This is a genomic window from Methylobacterium sp. NMS14P (genome assembly GCF_028583545.1).
Lineage (GTDB): Bacteria > Pseudomonadota > Alphaproteobacteria > Rhizobiales > Beijerinckiaceae > Methylobacterium.
The window spans coordinates 1-19,254 of sequence record NZ_CP087106.1; the positions used below are offsets into that span (position 1 = coordinate 1).

The 19,254-nt window shown below is 71.7% G+C and carries 15 protein-coding genes and 1 tRNA gene; 9 read left to right on the plus strand and 7 right to left on the minus strand.

Annotated features, from left to right (window positions below; all coding sequences use genetic code 11):
- From dnaA to LOK46_RS00015, 3 genes are all read left to right on the plus strand, one after another.
- Positions 1-1,497, plus strand: a complete 1,497-nt coding sequence (gene dnaA, locus LOK46_RS00005; RefSeq protein ID WP_273561895.1) for a chromosomal replication initiator protein DnaA — start codon at positions 1-3, stop codon at positions 1,495-1,497.
- Positions 1,498-1,778: 281 nt separating this feature from the next.
- The gene (locus LOK46_RS00010) at positions 1,779-2,987 is read left to right on the plus strand and encodes an acetyl-CoA C-acetyltransferase (protein ID WP_273561896.1); all 1,209 of its coding nucleotides are present in this window, start codon (positions 1,779-1,781) and stop codon (positions 2,985-2,987) included.
- A gap of 120 nt (positions 2,988-3,107) precedes the next feature.
- Complete coding sequence (locus LOK46_RS00015) at positions 3,108-3,623, plus strand: hypothetical protein (RefSeq protein ID WP_273561897.1); 516 nt, start codon at positions 3,108-3,110, stop codon at positions 3,621-3,623.
- 30 nt (positions 3,624-3,653) lie between these two features.
- Here LOK46_RS00015 and LOK46_RS00020 read toward each other — a convergent pair whose 3' ends face one another.
- A complete protein-coding gene (locus LOK46_RS00020) occupies positions 3,654-4,433 on the minus strand; it encodes an EAL domain-containing protein (RefSeq protein WP_273561898.1) in 780 nt (259 codons plus the stop codon).
- Positions 4,434-4,545: 112 nt separating this feature from the next.
- On the opposite strand from LOK46_RS00020, the gene LOK46_RS00025 reads away from it, so the two are divergent.
- On the plus strand, positions 4,546-6,747 hold the full coding sequence (locus LOK46_RS00025) for a 3-hydroxyacyl-CoA dehydrogenase NAD-binding domain-containing protein (RefSeq protein WP_273561899.1): 2,202 nt from the start codon (positions 4,546-4,548) through the stop codon (positions 6,745-6,747).
- Here the strand turns inward: LOK46_RS00025 and LOK46_RS00030 are convergent.
- Positions 6,717-7,679, minus strand: a complete 963-nt coding sequence (locus tag LOK46_RS00030; protein WP_273561900.1) for a LysR substrate-binding domain-containing protein — start codon at positions 7,677-7,679, stop codon at positions 6,717-6,719. The genes LOK46_RS00025 and LOK46_RS00030 overlap by 31 nt on opposite strands.
- Before the next feature lie 161 nt (positions 7,680-7,840).
- Between LOK46_RS00030 and LOK46_RS00035 the strand changes: the two genes are divergently transcribed.
- Positions 7,841-8,749: an amino acid ABC transporter substrate-binding protein gene (locus LOK46_RS00035; protein WP_273561901.1), complete on the plus strand. Its 909-nt coding sequence runs from the start codon at positions 7,841-7,843 to the stop codon at positions 8,747-8,749.
- 15 nt (positions 8,750-8,764) lie between these two features.
- The gene (locus LOK46_RS00040; protein ID WP_273561902.1) at positions 8,765-9,823 is read left to right on the plus strand and encodes a threonine aldolase family protein; all 1,059 of its coding nucleotides are present in this window, start codon (positions 8,765-8,767) and stop codon (positions 9,821-9,823) included.
- Positions 9,824-9,829: 6 nt separating this feature from the next.
- Here the strand turns inward: LOK46_RS00040 and LOK46_RS00045 are convergent, their stop codons facing one another.
- The 3 genes from LOK46_RS00045 to LOK46_RS00055 form a co-directional block, all read right to left on the minus strand.
- The gene (locus tag LOK46_RS00045) at positions 9,830-10,699 is read right to left on the minus strand and encodes a 3'-5' exonuclease (RefSeq protein ID WP_273561903.1); all 870 of its coding nucleotides are present in this window, start codon (positions 10,697-10,699) and stop codon (positions 9,830-9,832) included.
- 72 nt (positions 10,700-10,771) lie between these two features.
- Positions 10,772-13,204 (minus strand): NAD-dependent DNA ligase LigA, encoded by a 2,433-nt coding sequence (ligA, locus tag LOK46_RS00050; protein ID WP_273561904.1) that lies wholly within the window; start codon positions 13,202-13,204, stop codon positions 10,772-10,774.
- A gap of 64 nt (positions 13,205-13,268) precedes the next feature.
- Positions 13,269-14,525, minus strand: coding sequence for an MFS transporter (locus LOK46_RS00055; RefSeq protein ID WP_273561905.1), 1,257 nt, complete (start codon positions 14,523-14,525; stop codon positions 13,269-13,271).
- 166 nt (positions 14,526-14,691) lie between these two features.
- Between LOK46_RS00055 and LOK46_RS00060 the strand changes: the two genes are divergently transcribed.
- Together LOK46_RS00060 and LOK46_RS00065 are read left to right on the plus strand one after the other, a co-directional pair.
- Positions 14,692-15,408: a 4'-phosphopantetheinyl transferase family protein gene (locus LOK46_RS00060; protein WP_273561906.1), complete on the plus strand. Its 717-nt coding sequence runs from the start codon at positions 14,692-14,694 to the stop codon at positions 15,406-15,408.
- An 85-nt stretch (positions 15,409-15,493) separates the two neighbouring features.
- Positions 15,494-15,570 (plus strand) — tRNA-Pro (locus LOK46_RS00065).
- A gap of 813 nt (positions 15,571-16,383) precedes the next feature.
- Here LOK46_RS00065 and LOK46_RS00070 read toward each other — a convergent pair.
- Both LOK46_RS00070 and LOK46_RS00075 read right to left on the minus strand, forming a co-directional pair.
- Positions 16,384-17,067: a restriction endonuclease gene (locus LOK46_RS00070; RefSeq protein WP_273561907.1), complete on the minus strand. Its 684-nt coding sequence runs from the start codon at positions 17,065-17,067 to the stop codon at positions 16,384-16,386.
- A gap of 175 nt (positions 17,068-17,242) precedes the next feature.
- Complete coding sequence (locus LOK46_RS00075; RefSeq protein WP_273561908.1) at positions 17,243-17,995, minus strand: class I SAM-dependent methyltransferase; 753 nt, start codon at positions 17,993-17,995, stop codon at positions 17,243-17,245.
- Positions 17,996-18,210: 215 nt separating this feature from the next.
- Here LOK46_RS00075 and LOK46_RS00080 point away from each other — a divergent pair, with 215 nt between their 5' ends.
- A complete protein-coding gene (locus tag LOK46_RS00080) occupies positions 18,211-19,254 on the plus strand; it encodes a hypothetical protein (RefSeq protein ID WP_273561909.1) in 1,044 nt (347 codons plus the stop codon).

Genomic DNA, 19,254 nt, shown 5'->3' on the forward strand with positions numbered 1-19,254 from the left:
ATGCGTGTCGACGGAACGGTGGCGAGCGACGACGACGGGGGCCGCAACGGCGGCGGCAACACGGATTACGGGTCTGCCTGGGCCCGGGTGAAGCGCCGGCTGCGGGCCGAGCTCGGCGAGGACGTGTTCGCGAGCTGGTTCGCCCGCCTAGAGCTGGAGGCCGTCGCCGGCGGGACGGCCCGCCTGACGGTTCCGACCCGCTTCCTCAAGAGCTGGATCGAGTCGCACTACCTCGACCGGGTGCTCAACACCTTCAAGGCCGAGGTCGAGGAGATCGCGCGGATCGAGGTCGGCGTGCGCGGGACCGGGGCTCCTGTCCGTCCGGTCGCCGCCGGGGTTTCCAAGCCCGGCCCGGCCAGCGGCCCGCTCGCCCGCCTCCACGCGACCAGCGCGCCGATGCCGGTCGCCGCGGTCGCGCCGACGCCCGAGGCGCGCGGCGCCGAGGCCGGGGGCGACCTCAGCGGCACGCCGCTCGACGCGCGGCTGACCTTCGCGAGCTTCGTGATCGGGCGCTCCAACGCCCTGGCGCACGCGGCCGCCGAGCGGGTCGCCAATCATCAAGGCGAGGGCGCGCTCTACAACCCGCTCTACCTCCACGCGGGCGTCGGGCTGGGCAAGACCCACCTGCTGCACGGGATCGGCCACGCCGCCCGCGAGGCCGGCCGCCGGGTGATCTACCTGACCGCCGACCGGTTCATGTACGGCTTCGTCAACGCCCTGAAGACCCAGTCGGCGCTCGCCTACAAGGAGCGGCTGCGGGGCATCGACCTGCTGATCCTCGACGACGTCCAGTTCATCCAGGGCAAGTCGATCCAGGCCGAGTTCGGCCACACGATCAACGCGCTCATCGATGCCGGCCGTCAGGTCGTCGTCGCCTCCGACCGGCCCCCGACCGAGCTGGAGGCCCTGGACGAGCGGGTGCGCTCGCGGCTCGGCGGCGGCCTCGTGGTCGAGATCACGGCCCTCGACGAGGCCCTGCGCGTCTCGATCCTGTCGGCGCGACTCGCCGCCGTGCGGGCCGCGCATCCGGGCTTCGACGTCTCGCCGCAGGTGGCGGCCTACGTGGCCCGCGCGATCACCGCCAACGGCCGCGACCTCGAGGGCGCGGTCAACCGCCTGCTGGCCCACGCCACGCTCACCGGCACCGCCGTGACGATGGAGACGGCCGAGAGCGCGATCCGCGACCTCGTGAAGAACCGCGAGCCGAAGCGGATCAAGATCGAGGACATCCAGAAGCTGGTCGCCTCGCGCTACAACGTCTCGCGGTCCGACATCCTGTCGGAACGGCGCACCGCCGCGGTGGTGAAGCCGCGCCAGATCGCCATGTACCTGTCGAAGGTCCTGACGCTGCGCTCGCTGCCGGAGATCGGCCGCCGGTTCGGAGGGCGCGATCACACCACGGTGCTGCACGCCGTGCGCAAGATCGAGAAGCAGATCGGCGAAGATTCGGTGCTCGGCGATGAAGTCGAGCTGCTGAAGCGGATGCTTCAGGACTAGTCGAACGCGCGAGCTTCCCCGCATCGCGCCCGGGATGAGCCTGCTCTTGCCGGAGCAGGTTCGGTCCGGGGCGGGCGCGGGGAGGGGCCCTGCGCCCGGCTGATCTCACCGACCCCGGACCTGCACGTCCAAATCACCGCCGCTGTCACGCGCCCTTCGCCGGCTCCCCGCTTTCGGGGCTGGCCGAGGGCGCGCGCGGCGTGGCAGACTGGCGCGAACCGAGACGGCCCTGTAAGGCCGCGTCGCCGACCGGCGAAGATCGACGCCCCGGGGGAGTGCTGATGACGGACGCCTTCATCTACGACCACGTTCGCACGCCGCGCGGGCGCGGCAAGGCGGACGGCTCCCTCCACGAAGTCACCGCCCTGCGGCTCGCCGAGACCGCGCTCCGCGCCCTCAAGGACCGCAACGGGCTCGACACGGGCCTCGTCGACGACGTGGTGCTGGGCTGTGTCGATCCGGTGGGGGAGGCGGGGGGCGACATCGCCCGCGCCGCCGCCCTGGTGGCGGATTACGGCGCCCACGTTCCGGGCGTGCAGATCAACCGCTTCTGCGCCTCCGGCCTCGACGCGGTGAACTTCGCGGCCGCGCAGGTCATGAGCGGCCAGCACGAGATGGCGGTGGGCGGCGGGGTCGAATCGATGAGCCGCATCGGCATCGGCGCCTCCGGCGGCGCCTGGCCGGTCGACCCGGCGATCGCCATCAAGTCCTACTTCATGCCGCAGGGCGTCTCCGCCGACCTGATCGCCACCAAGTACGGCTTCAACCGGGACGCGTGCGACGCCTACGCGGTGCGCTCGCAGGAGCGCGCCGCGAAGTCGTGGAGCGAGGGCCTGTTCGACCGCTCCGTGGTCCCGGTCCGCGACGTGAACGGCATCACGCTCCTCGATCGCGACGAGCACATGCGCCCGGGCACCGACATGCAGTCGCTCGCCGCGCTCAAGGCGTCCTTCGTGCAGATGGGCCAGATGGGCGGCTTCGACGCCGTGGCGACGGACGCGCATCCGGACGTCGAGACGGTCGAGCACGTCCACCACGCCGGCAACTCCTCCGGCATCGTCGACGGCGCGGCCGCCGTGCTGATCGGTTCCCGGGCGGCCGGCGAGGCCGCGGGCCTGCGCCCGCGCGGCCGGATCCGCGCCTTCGCCAATATCGGGTCGGACCCCGCCCTCATGCTCACCGGGCCGGTGGATGTCACCCGCAAGGTTCTGGCGAAGTCGGGCCTGAGGCTGTCGGACATCGACCTGTTCGAGGTCAACGAGGCTTTCGCCGCGGTGGTCCTGCGCTTCTGCCAGGCCTTCGACCTCGACCCGGAGGCGGTCAACGTGAACGGCGGGGCCATCGCGCTCGGCCACCCGCTCGGCGCCACCGGTGCGATGATCCTCGGCACCGCGCTCGACGAGCTGGAGCGGACCGGCAAGGAGCGCGCGCTGATCACGCTGTGCATCGGTGCCGGCATGGGCACCGCCACCATCATCGAGCGGGTTTGAACCGCCGCGTGCCCGGGAGCGGCGCGGCGCCGCTCCCCAAAGTCCGGGAACGCTGCTAGAGGCCCGGGCGACGCTCGGCCCTTTCGCGGTCCGGACGATAAAACAACGGGAGACAAGCCCTTGAACCGCCTGATTGCGACGCTCTGTCTGGGCGTCACCCTGAGCCTGCCGGTGGCCGCCCGCGCCGATGAGGCCGCGGACCGCGTCGCCGCGGCTACGAACCTCGTCAACAAGACCTTGATCAAGAACCTCCAGACCGGGTTCAACGTCGCCCTGGAGAAGACCGTGGCGCCGATGCCGGAGGCCCGCGCCGAGGCCGTGCGCAAGGAGCTGCTGGACGAGTTCGAGAAGCAGCGGACCCTCATGGTCCAGGGGCTGTCGAAGGACTACGCCGAGAAGTTCAGCCTCGCCGAGCTGAAGCACCTCGACGAGATCTACTCGGACCCGACCTACCTCAAGTTCCAGACGATGAACGCCGACCCGAACTCGTCGGTGACGGCCATCTCGCAGAACTCCGTCACCAAGCTGCTCAACATGCTGGCGGTGGCCGCGGCGACCGACAACGGCCCGAAGCCCGGCACCCCGCCGATGCCGCCGGTTCCGCCGGCCGCGGCTCCGACCCCGGCACCGAAGTAGCCGATGAAGGCCGCGCGCGTCGGTCCGGCGTCAGGCTGCGCGCGCGGCAGCCGTGGGGGCGAAGCCCGCGACCGCGGGCAGCCCCTCCAGAAGGGGCTTGGCGAAGTGGTAGCCCTGCACGAGGGTGATCCCGATACTCCGCAGGGCGTCGAGTTCCGCCGCGGTCTCCACGCCTTCGGCGAGCACCGTCACGTCGAGGGCACGGGCGATGGCGACCACGCCCGAGACGATGGCGTAGCGCCCGGCGTCGCTGTCGAGGCCGCGCAGCACGTCCATGTCGATCTTGATCAGGTCGGGGCGGAAATTGGCGAGCAGGCTCAGGCCCGCGAATCCGGCGCCGAAATCGTCGAGCGCCGTCAGGAATCCCTGCTTCCGGTAGGCGGCCACGATGCCCTTGACGTGCTCGATGTCCCGGAAGCGCTCCTGCTCGGTGAACTCGAACATGATGCGCCGGTGGGCGAAGTCGATGCGCCGCGCGGCCTCGAGCGAGGCGCGGATGCAGGCGTTCGGCTCGTAGACCGCGTTGGGCATGAAGTTGATCGACAGCCGGGTGGTGCTGTCGCGGGGAAACAGCGTGCCGGCGAGCTCGATCGCCTTGACGCGGGCGGCCTGGTCGAACTGGTAGCGGGTCTCGTCGGTCACCCGGTCGAGGATCGAGTAGGCCGGCTCGCCCTTCGGGCCGCGCACCAGCGCCTCGTAGGCCCAGACGGTGTCATCCGCGAGGTCGAGGATCGGCTGGAAGGCCATCGTGAAGTCGAAGTCGAGTTTGGTGCCGGCGCGGCAGGCGCGGCAGCCGATATCCTTCGTCATGTATGGCTTCCGTCGGTGCCCCCCGACCGGCCGACCGTGGATGCCGCCGCTCTACGCAACCTTAACGTCACAACCTTGGTACTTCGCTAACGCTTCCTGGGAGGACGGCACCGTGACGCTGACCGATTTCCGCTTCGAGACCGATCCCGACGGCATCGCTCTGGCGACCTGGGACATGCCCGGCCGCTCGATGAACGTGATCACCGAGGGCGTGATGGACCAGCTCGAGCAGATCATCGAGCAGGTCGCGTCCGATCCGGCGATCAAGGGCTGCGTCATCGCCACCGGCAAGGACAATTTCTCCGGCGGCGCCGACCTCACCATGCTCCAGGGCCTCGGCCGGGCCTACGAGCAGCTGAAGGCCGAGCAGGGCGAGGAGGTGGCGATGCGCCACTTCTTCGAGGCGTCCCGGCGCCTGTCGCTGCTGTTCCGGCGGCTCGAGACCTGCGGCAAGCCCTTCGCGGCGGCGATCCAGGGCCTGTGCCTGGGCGGCGCCTTCGAGCTGGCGCTGTCGTGCCACCACCGGGTCGCCTCGGACGACGGGAAGACCCGGGTCGGCCTGCCGGAGATCAAGGTCGGCCTGTTCCCGGGCGGCGGCGGCACGCAGCGCGTCGCCCGCCTGATGCAGACCGGCGACGCCCTCCAGATGCTGTTCAAGGGCGAGCAGATCCGCGCGCCCATGGCCAAGGGCATGGGGCTGATCCACGCGGTGGCGCCGCAGGCCGAGATCGTCGAGCGCGCCAAGGCCTGGATCCGCGACGGCGGCTCGGCGGTGGCACCCTGGGACGTGCCGAAGTTCAAGGCGCCGTCCGGCAAGGTCTACTCGCCGGCCGGCATGATGATCTGGCCGCCGGCCAACGCCATCTACCGCCGCGAGACGCACGACAATTACCCGGCCGCCAAGGCGATCCTGGCCTCCGTGTACGAGGGCCTGCAGCTGCCGATGGACCTCGCCCTGCGGGTCGAGAGCCGGTACTTCGCGCATATCCTGCGCTCGACCGAGGCGGCGGCGATGATCCGCACGCTGTTCATCTCCATGGGCGAGCTGAACAAGGGCGCGCGCCGTCCCAAGGACGTGCCGGCCACGAACCTGCGCAAGGTCGGCGTGATCGGCGCCGGCTTCATGGGCGCGGGCGTCGCCTACGTCACCGCCCAGGCCGGGATCGAGGTGGTTCTGGTCGACCAGTCGGTCGAGGCGGCCGAGAAGGGCAAGGCCTACGCCCACACGCTCATCACCGGCCAGATCAACAAGGGCCGGGCCAAGACCGCCGACCGGGAGGCGCTGCTCGGCCGGATCCAGGCCACGGCGGATTACGGCGCGCTCGCCGAATGCGACCTCGTGATCGAGGCCGTCTTCGAGGATCCGCGGGTGAAGGCCGAGGTGATCCAGAAGGTCGAGGCCGTGATCCGCCCCGACGCGATCTTCGCGTCCAACACCTCGACCCTGCCGATCACCGGCCTCGCCAAAGCCTCGCAGCGGCCCGCGCAGTTCGTCGGCATCCACTTCTTCTCGCCCGTGGAGAAGATGATGCTCGTCGAGATCATCAAGGGCGAGGCGACCGGGGACGCGGCGCTCGCCACCGCCCTCGACTACGTGCGGCTGATCAAGAAGACCCCGATCGTCGTCAACGACGCCCGCGGCTTCTTCGCCAACCGCTGCGTCGGCGCCTACATCCTCGAAGGCCACAAGATGCTCTTCGAGGGCGTGCCGCCGGCGATGATCGAGAGTGCCGGCCGCCAGGCGGGCATGCCGGTCGGGCCGCTGTCGCTCAACGACGAGGTCGCCCTCGACCTCGTGCTCAAGATCGCCAAGGCCACCGAGGCGCAGGTCGGGCAGGGCGCCGTCGACCCGGCGCAGAAGGCGATCCTCGCCGAGATGGTCGAGAACCAGGGCCGGCTCGGCCGCAAGAACCGCAAGGGCTTCTACGACTACCCCGAGGGCGCGCCGAAGCGCCTCTGGCCCGGCCTGAAGGACCTGCAGCCGAACCGCCTCGACCCCGACGCCGTCGACTTCACCGAGCTGAAGCAGCGGCTCCTGGTGGTCCAGGCGCTGGAGGCCGCCCGCACGGTCGGCGAGGGCGTGGTCACCGATCCGCGCGAGGCCGATGTCGGCTCGATCCTCGGCTTCGGCTTCGCGCCGTTCACCGGGGGGACCCTGTCGTACATCGACTTCATGGGCGCGGCGGCCTTCGTCGACCTCGCGCGGGCCCTCGAGGCCAAGCACGGGCCCCGGTTCCGCGTGCCCGACAACCTGGCCGCGATGGCCGAGCGCGGGGGCACCTTCTACGCCGGCGCCGAGAAGCGCGCCGCCTGAGCAGAGGCGGCCGGGCGCCCGATCGCGGCGTCCGGCAGCTGGGCGAGCTCCTCCAGCAGGACCGTCCGCGCGCAGGCACCGAAGGCCCGCATCAGCCGCCCCCGGGCGTGGTCCGGGGGAAACAGCAGCGCGAAATGCACCGGGAGGGCGGGGGCGAAGGGCCGGATCGCGATCGGCGAGACCTTCGCCTCCTCGTGGGCGGCCAGCGGGTTCATCACGCTGACCCCGAGCCCGGCCGAGACGAGGGTGCAGATCGAGGCGCCGAGGCCGGCCTCGGCGGTGATGGCCAGGCCGATGCCGGCCGCCTCGAAGATGGCCTCGGTCCGGCCGCGCAGGGCGCTCCCGAGCGACGCGGCGACGAAGGGCACGCCGTGAAAGTCCGCGGGCGCGAGCGCGGCCCGCGCGGCGAGGGCATGGTCCCGCGGCAGGACGGCGACGCAGGCGCGCGTCTCGACATGCTCGGCGCGCGCCTCCGGGGCGTCGCCGTACAGCATCGTCAGCGCGGCGTCGCAGGAGCCGGTGGCGAGCCAGTGGTTCACGGTCTCGTCGTCGCCGGAATGGATCGCCACGATCACGTCCGGATGCGCGGCGCGGAAGCGCACGACCGCCCGCGCGAGGAGCCCGCCCGCGAGCCGCGGCATCGCCGCCACCCGCAGCCGCTCCGCCCCGAAGGCGCGGATCCGCGCGGCCGCCGATTCCAGGCTCGTGAGGCCCACGAAGGCGCGCTCGACCTCCGCGTGGAACCGCGTCCCGTCGAGGGAGGGAACGACCCGGCTCCCGCTCCGGTCGAACAGGGGCAGGCCGGTGATCGCCTCCAGCTGGGCGATCAGCCGGCTGACCTGCGGCTGCGAGGTGTGGAGCCGGCGGCTCGCCTCGGTCATGGAGCCGGTGGCCACCACGGCCCGGAAGGCCTCGATGTGCCGGAAGGTCATGCGCCGCTCGGCCATATCAGATCCGTATGCTCGGCAGGTGAATCGGCATTGGACGCCCGCGCGCGGCCGCTCCTAGGATCAGTCGGCAAAGCTTCGGGCCGAGTCCCTGTCGGGGCGGCCGGGCGCTTCGCCGGTTCAGACATAGCGAGGGGGTTCGGATCGTGTCGAGGACGCTGCCGCTTCTGTTGGCCACTCTGTGCTGGGCCGGGCTCGCCGCGCCATCGGTCGCCGAGGGGCGTCTCGACAAGATCCGCGCGACCGGACAGATCAGCCTCGGCTTCCCGGACGCGTCGCCGCCCTTCGGCTTCCTCGACCAGAACGCCAAGCCGGTGGGCTATTCGCTGGAGATATGTGAGCACGTCGCGCAGAGGCTCAAGGCCGCGCTCGGCCTGCCCAAGCTCGAGGTGCGCCACGTGCCGGTGATGTCGGCGACCCGGATCCCGTTGATCAACAACGGCACGATCGACCTGGAATGCGGCACCGCCAGCAACCTGCCCGAGCGGCACAAGCTGGTCTCGTTCGCGCCGACCACCTTCGTGGCGCAGGTGGTGCTGGTGGCCAAGAAGGACACGCCGGTGGATGTCGACGACATCGCGTCGTTCCGCGGCAAGGCCATCTCGGCCCAGGCCGGCGGCGAGACTCAGCGCGTCGCCACCCGGATCAACGTCCGCGACAAGCTCGACATCCAGGTGATGCCGGCCAAGGACACCGCCGAGGTGTTCCTGCTCGTGGAGACCGGCCGCGCGGCGGGCGCCATCAACGACGACGCCCTGGCCCACGCCACGGTGGCGGGCGCCAAGCGGCCGGCCGATTACAAGATCGGCACCAAGGGCCTGGAATTCGCCCCCTACGGGATCCTGGAGCCGAAGGACGACGCGGCCTTCAAGGCTGCGGTCGACAAGGCGGTGGTCGAGCTGATCCGGGACGGGACCGTGGCGCGGCTCTACGGCAAGTATTTCGAGCAGCCGATCCCGCCGAAGGGTATCAACCTGGAGTTGCCGATGAGCGACGTGCTCAAGCGGGCCCTGGCCAACCCGACCGATTCCGGTGACGAGGCCGCGTACCGATAGGGCGGCGAGACCGACATGCGAGACGATCACGGCGAAGCCACGGACGCACTGTCCGTCGTCGACCTGCGGAGCGACACCGTCACGCGGCCGACCGAGGCGATGTACGCCCGGATGCGGTCCGCCCCTCTGGGCGACGACGGGCTCGACGCCGACCCGACCGCCCGCGCGCTGGAGGAGACCGCCGCCGCGATGCTCGGAAAGGCGGCTGCCCTGTTCGTGCCGAGCTGCACGATGGGCAACCTGCTGGCGATCCTGGCCCAGGTTCAGCGCAGCGAGCAGGTCCTGCTCGAGGCCCAGGCCCACATGCTCCACACCGAGCGCGGGGCCGCCACCCTGACCGGGGCGTTCCTGCACGGGATCGCCGGGACCGACGGCGCCATGGACCTCGACCGGCTGGAGGACGCCCTCCGGCCGGGTGCGAGCCCGCTACGGACGGCCATGATCGCGCTGGAGACCTCGCACAACGCCGCCGGCGGCACCGTGCTGCCGCCGGACCATATGGCGGCGGTCGCGGAGATCGGTCGCGCGCGCGGCATGAAGGTCCATCTGGACGGGGCCCGCCTGTTCAATGCCGCGACCCATCTCGGGGTCGCGCCGGCGGACCTCGCGGCCCATGTCGACACCGTGTCTCTGTGCCTCTCGAAGGGCCTCAGCGCCCCGGTCGGCGCCGTGCTCGCCGGCGACGAACCGGTGATCGCGGCGGCACGGCGCCTGCGGAAGATGATCGGCGGGACGCAGCGGCAGGTAGGCATCGTGGCGGCCGCCGGCCTCGAGGCGATCAACGCCATGGGCGCGCGTCTCGCCGAGGACCACGACCGGGCTCGGCAGCTGAGCGACGGGCTGAACGCCCTGCCGGGCCTCGCGGCGAACGCGCCGCAGACCAACATCGTGCAGGTCGACCTCTCTCGGACCGGGCGGGACAGCGCGCGCTGGGTGGCCGATCTCGACGCGGCCGGCATCCGCACGCGCCCGCTCGGCGCGCGGCGGCTGCGGCTCGTCACGCACCGGCACATCGCGCCGGCCGACATCGACCGCGCCGTCTCGGCCTTCCGCGCCTGCCTCGACGCGGCCTGAGACCGGTCAGGCCGCGCCCGCGACGCGGGTCTTCGCGCCGAGCATGCGGGCGAGGAGGACGACGTCGCCGGCATTGTCCGAGAGCAGGTCGGTGATGTCGCCGACCTCCAGTGCCTTCACGTGGCGGCAGCGCATGCCGTAGCGGCCGGCCGTGCAGGTGCAGCGCAGCTCCGGGCCGCCCGGCCGCTCCTCCAGGCTGACGTGGTAGCGGTTGCCGGTCGAGCCGCGCATGGCGAAGCGCAGGGCCGCCGGCTCGTCGGGGAAGGCCGCCAGGGCCCGGCCGCTGATCGCCCCCGGCGCGCGGCGCGGCACGGCGGGTCCGCCGACCGCCCGCGTGACCGGGAGGCCGAGCGCGGCCGCGAGGGCGTGCACGTCCGCGACCGCCCGCTCGCGCATCGCGGCCAGCGCGATCTCCGCGCAGGCGAAGGCGTCCTCGCCGGCGTCGTGGTGCTCGAAGCGGATGCCGAGGCGCCGCGCGACCTTGCCGAGCCCGCAGCCCTCCGGCGCCGGGAAGACCCGGCGCGCCACCTGGACCGTGCAGAGATAGGCGAGATCGGGGACCGGCAGGCCCGCCCGCGTCAGCCCGGCGCGCAGGACGCCGATATCGAAGCTCGCGTTGTGCGCCAGGATCAGCCCGCGCCCGAGATCGCCGAGATAGGGCGCCATGACGGCGGCGAAGTCGGGCTTGTCGGCGACGTCGGCCGGCAGGATGCCGTGCACCCGGATGTTGCCCGGCGCGAAACGCATCTCGGGCGGCCGGATCAGGTGGCTCTCGCGGCGCACGACGCGGCCCTGCGCGATCCAGGCGAGACCCACCGCGCAGGCGCTGTCACGCCGCTCGTTGGCCGTCTCGAAGTCGAGGGCCAGGACCGTCATCGAGGGTCAGCCATGCCGGGTGGAAGTTCTCGGGGTGTTCCCCGAGAGGTCTAGGCCGCCCGGACTCGGGCTTCAACCCTGCGCCACCATCGCCAGCCAATCGTCCTCCGAGACGACCCGGACGCCGTGCTTCTGCGCGTCCTTCAGCTTCGAGCCCGCCCCGGGGCCGGCCACGACCAGGTCGGTCTTGGCCGAGACCGAGCCCGAGACCTTGGCACCGAGGCGCTCGGCCACCGCCTTGGCCTCGTTGCGGGTCATCTTCTCCAGGGTGCCGGTGAAGACCACGGTCTTGCTTGCGAAGGTGGAGGCCGCGGCGGCCCGCTCCATCGGCTGCACCGCGACCGCGTCGAGGAGGGCCGTGACGGCGTCGGCATTGTGCGGCTCGGAGAAGAACAGGAGCAGGGCGTCGGTCGCCACCGGGCCGATCTCGCCGTCGTCGGCGAAGACACGGTAGGCGTCCCCGGGACGCTGCGCCGCAGCCCGCGCGATCGCCGCGCGCACCGCGTCGACGTCGCCGTAATGGGCGAGGAGGTTGTCGCGCTGGACCGCGCTCAGGCGCGCCCGCTCCTTGGCCGGTGCCGCGTCGCCCTCCGGGAAGCCGAGGTCGAGGAGCCGGTCGCGGGTGGTGCCCCCGACGCGCGGCACGGCGGTGAGCTCGACCCAGTCGGGGCCGGGCTGCGCCGCCGCGGCCTCGCGGATCGCCGCGATCAGCGTCGGCATGTCGGCGAAGCGCTTCGCCAGCGCCTTGGCGGTCGCCTCTCCGATCTGCGGGATGCCGAGGGCGAAGAGCAGGCGGTTCATCGGCACGGCGCGCCGCGCCTCGACGGCGGCGAGCAGGTTCCGGATCGCCTTGTCGTCCTCGTCGCCCTTCTTCTTGGCGGCCTTCTTGGGCGGCTCGGCCGTCCCCGACTCCGCGCGCCGCTCGGCCGACAGCGCCTCGCGCCGCGCCACCACGGCGGCCTTGAGTTCCGCGAAGTCGAGGCGGAACAGGTCGGCGGGCTGGCGCACGAGCCCGGCCTCGAACAGGACCTCGATATAGGTCTCGCCGAAGCCCTCGATGTCGAAGCCATTGCGCGACACGAAGTGCTTCATCCGCTCGACGCCCTGCGCCGGGCAGATCAGCCCGCCGGTGCAGCGGCGCACCGCGTCGGGCCGGCCGGTGCGCGGGTTGATCGCGCGGACGGCGCGGCTGCCGCAGGCCGGGCAGGTCTCCGGGAAGGCGTAGGGCCGCGAGTCGGCCGGGCGCTTCGTGAGGTCGACATCCATGACCTTGGGGATGACGTCCCCGGCCCGGACCACCGTCACGGTGTCGCCGACCCGGATGTCGCGGCCGTCGCGGATCGGCTCCCCGTCGGCGCCGACGCCCTTCACGTAGCCCTCGTTGTGGAGAGTGGCGTTCGAGACCACGACGCCGCCGACGGTCACCGGACGGAGCTTGGCGAGCGGGTTCAGCGAGCCGGTGCGGCCGACATTGATGACGATGTCCTCGACGACCGTCGTGGCTTCCTGGGCGGCGAATTTGTGGGCGAGCGCCCAGCGGGGCGAGCGCGAGACGAAGCCCAGCCGCTTCTGGAGCGCGAGGTCGTCGACCTTGTAGACGACGCCGTCGATGTCGTAGCCGAGCCCGGCCCGGTCCGCCTCGATGCCGCGGTAATGGGCGAGCATCGCCTCCGTGTCGGTGAAGGTCTCGGTGCGCGGATTGACCGGCAGGCCCCAGGACGCGAAGCGTTCCAGCACGCCGGACTGCGTGTCGGCGATGGGCGCCGACAGCTCGCCCCAGGCGTAGGCGAAGAAGCGCAGCGGCCGGGACGCGGTGATCGCGGGATCGAGCTGGCGCAGGCTGCCGGCCGCGGCGTTGCGCGGGTTGGCGAAGAGCGGCTTGCCGGCCGCTTCCTGCCGGGCGTTGATGGCGGCGAAGTCGGCGTGGGACAGGTAGACCTCCCCGCGCACCTCGCAGATCTCCGGCCAGCCGGTCCCCGCGAGCACCGCCGGGATGTCCTGCACCGTGCGGGCATTGGCCGTGACGTTCTCGCCGACCTCGCCGTCACCGCGGGTGGCGGCGGTGTCGAGCCGGCCGTTCACGTAGCGCAGCGACAGGGACAGGCCGTCGATCTTCGGCTCGGCCGTGAAGGCGAGGGGGGCGTCGTCCGGCCAGCCGAGGAAGCGGCGCACGCGCGCGACGAACTCGGCCACCTCCGCGTCGTCGAAGGCGTTGCCCAGCGAGAGCATGGGCACGGCGTGCCGCACCTTGGCGAACTTCTCCGAGGCCTTGGCGCCGACCGACGTGCTGGCGGCGCCGGTGCCGGCGAGATCCGGGAAGCGCGCCTCGATGTCCTCCAGGCGGCGGCGCAGCCGGTCGTACTCGGCATCCGATATCTCGGGCGCGTCCTCCTGGTAGTAGAGGCGGTCGGCCTCCAGGATCGCGTCCGACAGCCGCGCGTACTCGGTGCGCGCTTCCTCGGCGGTGAGGTCGAGATCGAGCGGTTCGGATTTCGTGACGGCCATGCCGGGGTTCTAACGCATCGGCGGCCGGCGGGGAGCCGGTCGCGGCGCGCCGTCCCCGATTCCCTCACCGGCGGGTGCCGAGCAGATCGCCGCGCCCCGCCATCCGGAAGGCCGCCAAGAACGTCGCGGCGACGAGGGCGGCGACCGCCTGCAGCGGCAGGATCGGGGCCAGCCAGCCCGCGACCGCCGTTCCAGCGACCGAGCCGAGATTCATGGCCGCCATGTACACCTCGAACTGCGTGGCCGCGCCCGGCCGGCCTCGGCTCGCCGCCAGGAGGGCCGGCATCAGGGAGACGATCAGGAGGCCGGGCAGCACGCTGGTGAGCGCCAGGATCGCCGGCGCCGCGGACCCGAGGAGGCCGGCGCCGATCAGGATCCCGGCCAGCACGAAGGTGACGGCACTGCCCAGGAGCAGGGCGCGCAGCGGCGACGCCGCGCCCGCGCGGTCCGACCAGAGGCCGACCGCGACCGCACCGGCCGTGCCGCTCACCAGGGTCAGGACCGCCTGGAGGCGCGACAGGCTCGCGGCGTCCCAGCCCTGCCGCTGGAGAAGGTCGATCGAGAACGGCAGCTCGAACAGGCCGAGCGCCGCGTCGAGGGCGAAGCACAGGGCGAGCAGCCGCAGGGCGCGCGGACGGCGCAGGGCGACGGCCGTCCGGCGCAGGAAGCGGCGGAACGGGACGCGCCGCGGCGCCGGTCCGCGGCGCTCGAGCGACCAGATCGGATCGGTCGGCGCCTCGCGGACCAGCAGCATCGGCAGGCTCGCGACGATCGCGAGGGCGAGCAGCCAGCGGGCGCTCGCGGCGAAACCCCAGCTCGCGAGCGTCCAGCCGAAGAGTGCGGCGCTGAGGCTCGTTCCGGCCACGAAGCCCGCGCGGGTGCAGGCGCTGACCCGGCCGAGCTCCCGGGCCGGGACGTGGTCCATGATCATCCGGTCGCAGGCGGTGTCGAGGAGCGACGCGAACAGGCTGTGGACGAGGAAGACCAGGCCGAGCGCGCCGACTGCATCGCCCCCGGCGACGAGGAGGAGCGCCAGCGTCGCCTGGCATCCGACCAGCGCGGCGACCGCGAAGGGCCTGCGCCGCCCCATCCGCGTGTCCCCGGCGCGGTCCACCCAGGGCCCCCAGAGCACGGGCTGCAACGTCCAGGGCAGGCCCGCCAGGGCGAAGTGCATCCCGACCTCCGTCGCCGGGACGCCCTGCGCCGCGAGGTGATTGGCGAGCGCGGTCAGCGAGAAGCCCGCGATCAGGCCCTGGTAGAGGTAGGTGGCGAAGAACACGCCGTAGCGGACGGACCGCCGGCCGAGGCTCGGTCTGCCCATGAGGATGACACGGCGATCGATGCGGGACCGCGTCACCGCGCGCGGCGCTTCTTGCAGGAGACGGGCGGCGATCCGATGCTGCTCATTCCCGCCCCATCGGATCGCCGCCCGTGCCGCTTCGCTCCCCTGACGCTAGCGCCCCCGCCCCCGCCCCGCGAGGTGTCGCGTGAGCGCGGCGCAGGTCTGGATCGTCGACCTCGCCCTTTCCCCGGACCAGATCGACCGGTGCGATACCGTCCTCGACGCCGCGGAGCGCGCGCGGGCGGACCGGTTCCTGCGCCCGGCGGATCGAGCCCGGTTTCGCGCCAGCCACGCCGCGCTGCGGCTGGTCCTCGGCGACGCGCTCGGTCTCGCGCCGGCCGACGTGGAACTCGCGGCCGGAGCCGGCGGCAAGCCGGAACTCGCGGGTGCGGCGCGCGCCGCCGCGGACTTCAACCTCTCCCATTCCGGCGCGCGCGCGCTGATCGGGCTCGCCCGCGACGCGGCGATCGGCGTCGATGTCGAGGCCGTGCGGCCGATCGCGGACGCGCTGCGGATCGCGGCGGCGCATTTCGCCGCCGACGAAGTCTCGGCCCTGGCCGCGGCCCCGCGGAGCGCGGTCGAGCGGCGCTTCTTCGGTCTGTGGACCCGCAAGGAGGCGGTGGTGAAGGCGCTGGGGAGCGGCCTGTCGCTACCCCTCGACCGCTTCAGCGTCAGCGTTCCCCCCGAACCGCCGCGCCTTCTCCGGGCTTCTGCCGACGAGTCCTGGAACCTGGACGGTCCGTGGAGCCTGACGGAAGTCGATTGCGGGAGCGACCACGTCGCCACGGTGGCGGTCCGATCCGCGGAGGCGGAGATCACCTGCCACCATCTCTCGGACGACTGGCCCGATCATCTCGGCTGAAAAGGCGCAACACCGCGCTTGCGGTGGGGGAAAGGCGCGGCTATACACCCGCTCGCCGGCCCTGGCGGACACGCGGGACGGCCTTCGGAGTGTAGCGCAGTCTGGTAGCGCACCACGTTCGGGACGTGGGGGTCGCAGGTTCAAATCCTGCCACTCCGACCAAAATTCCCGCGATCTCAAGCTCAGTGAGAACAGAAAGCCGCCCACGGCGAGACGCATCGCGCTCGCACGCTGGTGAGGCATGGCTGTCCGGACGATTCCGCGCAACGGTGCCCCAGATCCTGCACCCGCGCGAACGCGCCCATCGGTGAACGTCCGAAGGCGTCGAGGCGCGCCGCAACCGATTCATCCCGATCCGCGGCGGCGCCCCCGGCGATCCTCGCACGCGGCTTATTTAGAGCCCGGCCTGTCGGGACCACCTGAGCCGCGGTTCTGCGGCGGAACGCCCTCGGCCTCCGCCGTCCTGGGTGCCCCGTCTGGCGGCGTCAGCGGCGCGATGGGCACGCTCTCCACGAGAAGCGCGATCATCTCGGACCGTGAGTTCAGGAGAATGGCCGGCGGCTCGCCGGTGATCTGCCGCCATCGCCTGATGAAATCGCCTGCCGGCAATTCGGCGAGGGCGTCCTGATCGGTCGCGGGGTGGTCCGTTCTGGGCACTGCGGACTGGTCCATGCGCCTCAACGGCGCGGATCACGATTCGGCCTCAGCGTCTGCCCGGGATGGTGAAGCGAGCGTTGCCCCGATCGCGGAAAAAAAATGTGCCCGCCACGGCGGACCGGGCGGGCAAGGTCAGGGGCGCTCGATGCGTTGGCGAGCACCGCGACTCTCCCTAACAGCCACAGGCGCGCCGGTAAGCCCGTCGGTGTGACAGATCGGGGCGTGTGAAGGCGAGTCTCCCACGGTCGCGGCTTTCGGGCATGTCATCGTTCTCGCGGGGCACACCCTCACGTCGCCCGACGGGCATCCTGAGCGCGGTCAGGCGGCGAGACGGAGGCCGGTCCCGCGGACGCTGCGAGGCGTGACCGTCGACTTGTCCCGGGGAAGCAGCAGCTCGATCTGCGAGCAGTGCAGCGCCAGGACGTTCTGCTCCTCCGCCAAGGCGCGCGCCGCGCCGCTGAACCGGCCGTTGGTCATCACGCACGCCGTGGCCGATCCGGCGCGCTCCGCCGCCGCCGCGACGTCCGAGATCGGGAGGCACGCGATGTCGCGATCCGCCCAGCGCAGGCACACGACGACGCGAGTCCGGGCCCGGAGGAGGACGAAATGCTCCTGATCCTGGTAGTCCAGACGCCAGCCCGCCGCCTTCAGGCACCGCAGCATCAGCGCCTCGTAGCTCGCTTGCGCGGAGCTGGCGCGGTCGACGAAGGTCCACGACGCGATCTCGGCCGGCAGGATCGACGCGAACTCCGCCCGGACCAATCGTCGGAAGCTGCCGATCCGCACGACGGTGCGGAGTGGACGCGAGAGATGGGCGCGGTGCAGACGGATCAGTTCCCGATTCCAGAGCGCCTCGAACGCGGCCGCATCCCGAGCATGGCGTTCCATCCACCGATTCTCGATGATCAGCCGCTCGATCTGCGGCCGGATCGAACGGCGACACCGCTCCACGACGCGCGCCTGGAGATGCAGCCAGGCGAGCAGAAACAGGATGGCGGTCACCCAGAGGGCGAGGCTCGTCGCGGACATGGCGGCGGAACTTTGCGAAATAAGGCCGATGTCGCGATTAATCTGCCACAGGTATTAAGCGCACATTGCCGACCAGACCCGCCTTCAATCGATCAACCTAAGTCTTCGAGGATGGTGAATTCTGACTTTATGTGCGCCCGGGTGCCACTCAGGTCCGCATGGCCACGAACATGCTCCGACCCTGCTGGTGGTAGTAGCCGCTCTCCATCGAGCCGCGGATGTCGCGCCCGAGCATGTCGTACTGCTCGTAGACCATGTCGAAGCCGCACTCCTTCAGGAGCTGGATCAGGGCCGGCTTGGTGGGCCAGAAGGAGCGTTTGTTGCTCCAAGAGGTCCATTTGTGCGCTTCGAGCTGGCTGGTGTCGTCGAGATCGTGCTCGTGCATCCAGCGGCCGGGCAGGCCTTCGTTCTCCGCCGGCGGCGACAGCTGGAACAGGGTCTGGTTCTCGTCGGTCGCGAAATGCGTGTGCAGGATGATCACGTCACGCACGCATTCGGCCATGAGGCGGATGAAGGCGGCCGGCCTGTCGAGGTGATAGAGCAGCCCGCAGCAGAAGGCGGCATCGAAGGGCCCGTGGGCACCGAGGTTCCACACGTCGTCGTTGACGAAGGCGAGGTCCGGGACGCCCGCCCCATCCTTGACCCGCAGGCAGTTCTCGAAATTGGAGCGGCGCACCTCGACACCGGTGGCGCGCATCCCGGCGCGGGCGAATTCGAGCGTGTACCCGCCCTCGAGGCAGCCCAGATCGACGATCGAGCGGCCGGCCAGCCTGTGCCCGTAGAACAGCCGGAGCGAGCGCAGCGCCGCCTGAGTCCAAGGGCTGTCGGCGATCAGCCAGCCCGCCTCGGGCAAGGTCTCGGACCCGTCCGCGAGGCGGATGTTGTGTGCCGTGAACGTCATGCCGCCTCCCCACACCGCACACTCCTGCCGAACGGTGCCGCGGCGAGTCTATACGGGCCGCGGTCGATCGGTTCACGCGGTTTGTCGATCCGCCCAAGTCGAACGGCCGGCCTCCCGGCGGATGGATCAGGCGGTGCGCCCCCCGTCTCGATGAAGTGTGGCCGGGTGAACGTAGCTTGCGACGTAGGTCACGGAAGGGCGTATGAAGCCGCCCGATGGACCCGCCTTCACACAGCCGAGCCGGTCGGCGACCCGCGGGATGGGTCGGCTTCGCGCGCAGCTTCCTCGTCAGCACCGCCGGCATGGGCGTCGCGCTCGTCGGCTTCGTGGCCGCGGTCGACCCCTACGGTCTGCGGGCCGCACCCGGGCATCCACCGGGACCGATCATGGACGCCAATCAGCGACTCTCTTATCCGCAGATCGCGCGCGGCGGACCGTTCGACGCGGCGGTCTTCGGCACCTCGACCGCGCGGCTGCTCGACCCGCAGGCCCTGGACGCGGCCTTCGATGTCCGGTTCGCCAATCTGGCGGTGAATGCCGCGACATCCGACGAGCAGGCTCGCCTCGCCGCGCTGTTCCTGGCCCGCCGGCCGGTCCGCGCGGTCCTGTTCGGCCTCGACGCCCCGTGGTGCGCCGCCGATCCGCCGGCCAGAACCGCCAACGCCTTCCCCGACTGGCTCTACGCGGACCGGGCGCCCGGCGACGTCCTGCGGCAGGTCAGCCTGCGCTCGGTCACGACGGCCGTCCGTACGGGGCTTGCCGAACTCGGGCTGGTGCAGGCGCGAATTCGCGGCGACGGCTACGCGGTGTTCACACCGCCGGAGGCGCGCTACGATCTCGATCGCGCCCAGGCCCACATCCGCGCCGGCCGCGTCGATTCGACGTCCGCGGAACCGCCCGATGCGCCGATGCCGGCCCTCGACCGCCTGGACAATCTCCTCGGCCGCGTGCCCGTCGAGGCCCTGAAGATCGTAGCCTTCATGCCGGTCCACGCGGCGGCGCAGGGATCACCGGGATCGGCGGCGGCCCGGCGCGAGGAAGCCTGCAAGGCGCGCGCCGCGATGATTGGGAAGCGGCGCGGCGCGGTCGTGGTGGATTTCCGCCGGTTCTCGCCGCTGACGACCCGGGACGCGAACTACTGGGACGCGCTGCACTACCGCCTGCCCGTGGCGGCCCGCATCGTCTCGGACCTCGCGCGCGCCGTCGCCACCGGCCGCGACGATCTGGACGGCGTCTACCGGGTGCTCGCGCACCCGTGA

Bases quoted from the DNA above. Each gene is read 5' to 3' on its own strand.
- dnaA (WP_273561895.1), top strand. From the start codon at position 1: ATGCGTGTCGACGGAACGGTGGCGAGCGACGACGACGGGGGCCGCAAC.
- LOK46_RS00010 (WP_273561896.1), top strand. From the start codon at position 1,779: ATGACGGACGCCTTCATCTACGACCACGTTCGCACGCCGCGCGGGCGC.
- LOK46_RS00020 (WP_273561898.1), bottom strand. From the start codon at position 4,433: ATGACGAAGGATATCGGCTGCCGCGCCTGCCGCGCCGGCACCAAACTC.
- LOK46_RS00030 (WP_273561900.1), bottom strand. From the start codon at position 7,679: ATGACCTTCCGGCACATCGAGGCCTTCCGGGCCGTGGTGGCCACCGGC.
- LOK46_RS00040 (WP_273561902.1), top strand. From the start codon at position 8,765: ATGCGAGACGATCACGGCGAAGCCACGGACGCACTGTCCGTCGTCGAC.
- LOK46_RS00045 (WP_273561903.1), bottom strand. From the start codon at position 10,699: ATGACGGTCCTGGCCCTCGACTTCGAGACGGCCAACGAGCGGCGTGAC.
- ligA (WP_273561904.1), bottom strand. From the start codon at position 13,204: ATGGCCGTCACGAAATCCGAACCGCTCGATCTCGACCTCACCGCCGAG.
- LOK46_RS00055 (WP_273561905.1), bottom strand. From the start codon at position 14,525: ATGGGCAGACCGAGCCTCGGCCGGCGGTCCGTCCGCTACGGCGTGTTC.
- LOK46_RS00075 (WP_273561908.1), bottom strand. From the start codon at position 17,995: ATGACGTTCACGGCACACAACATCCGCCTCGCGGACGGGTCCGAGACC.
- LOK46_RS00080 (WP_273561909.1), top strand. From the start codon at position 18,211: ATGGACCCGCCTTCACACAGCCGAGCCGGTCGGCGACCCGCGGGATGG.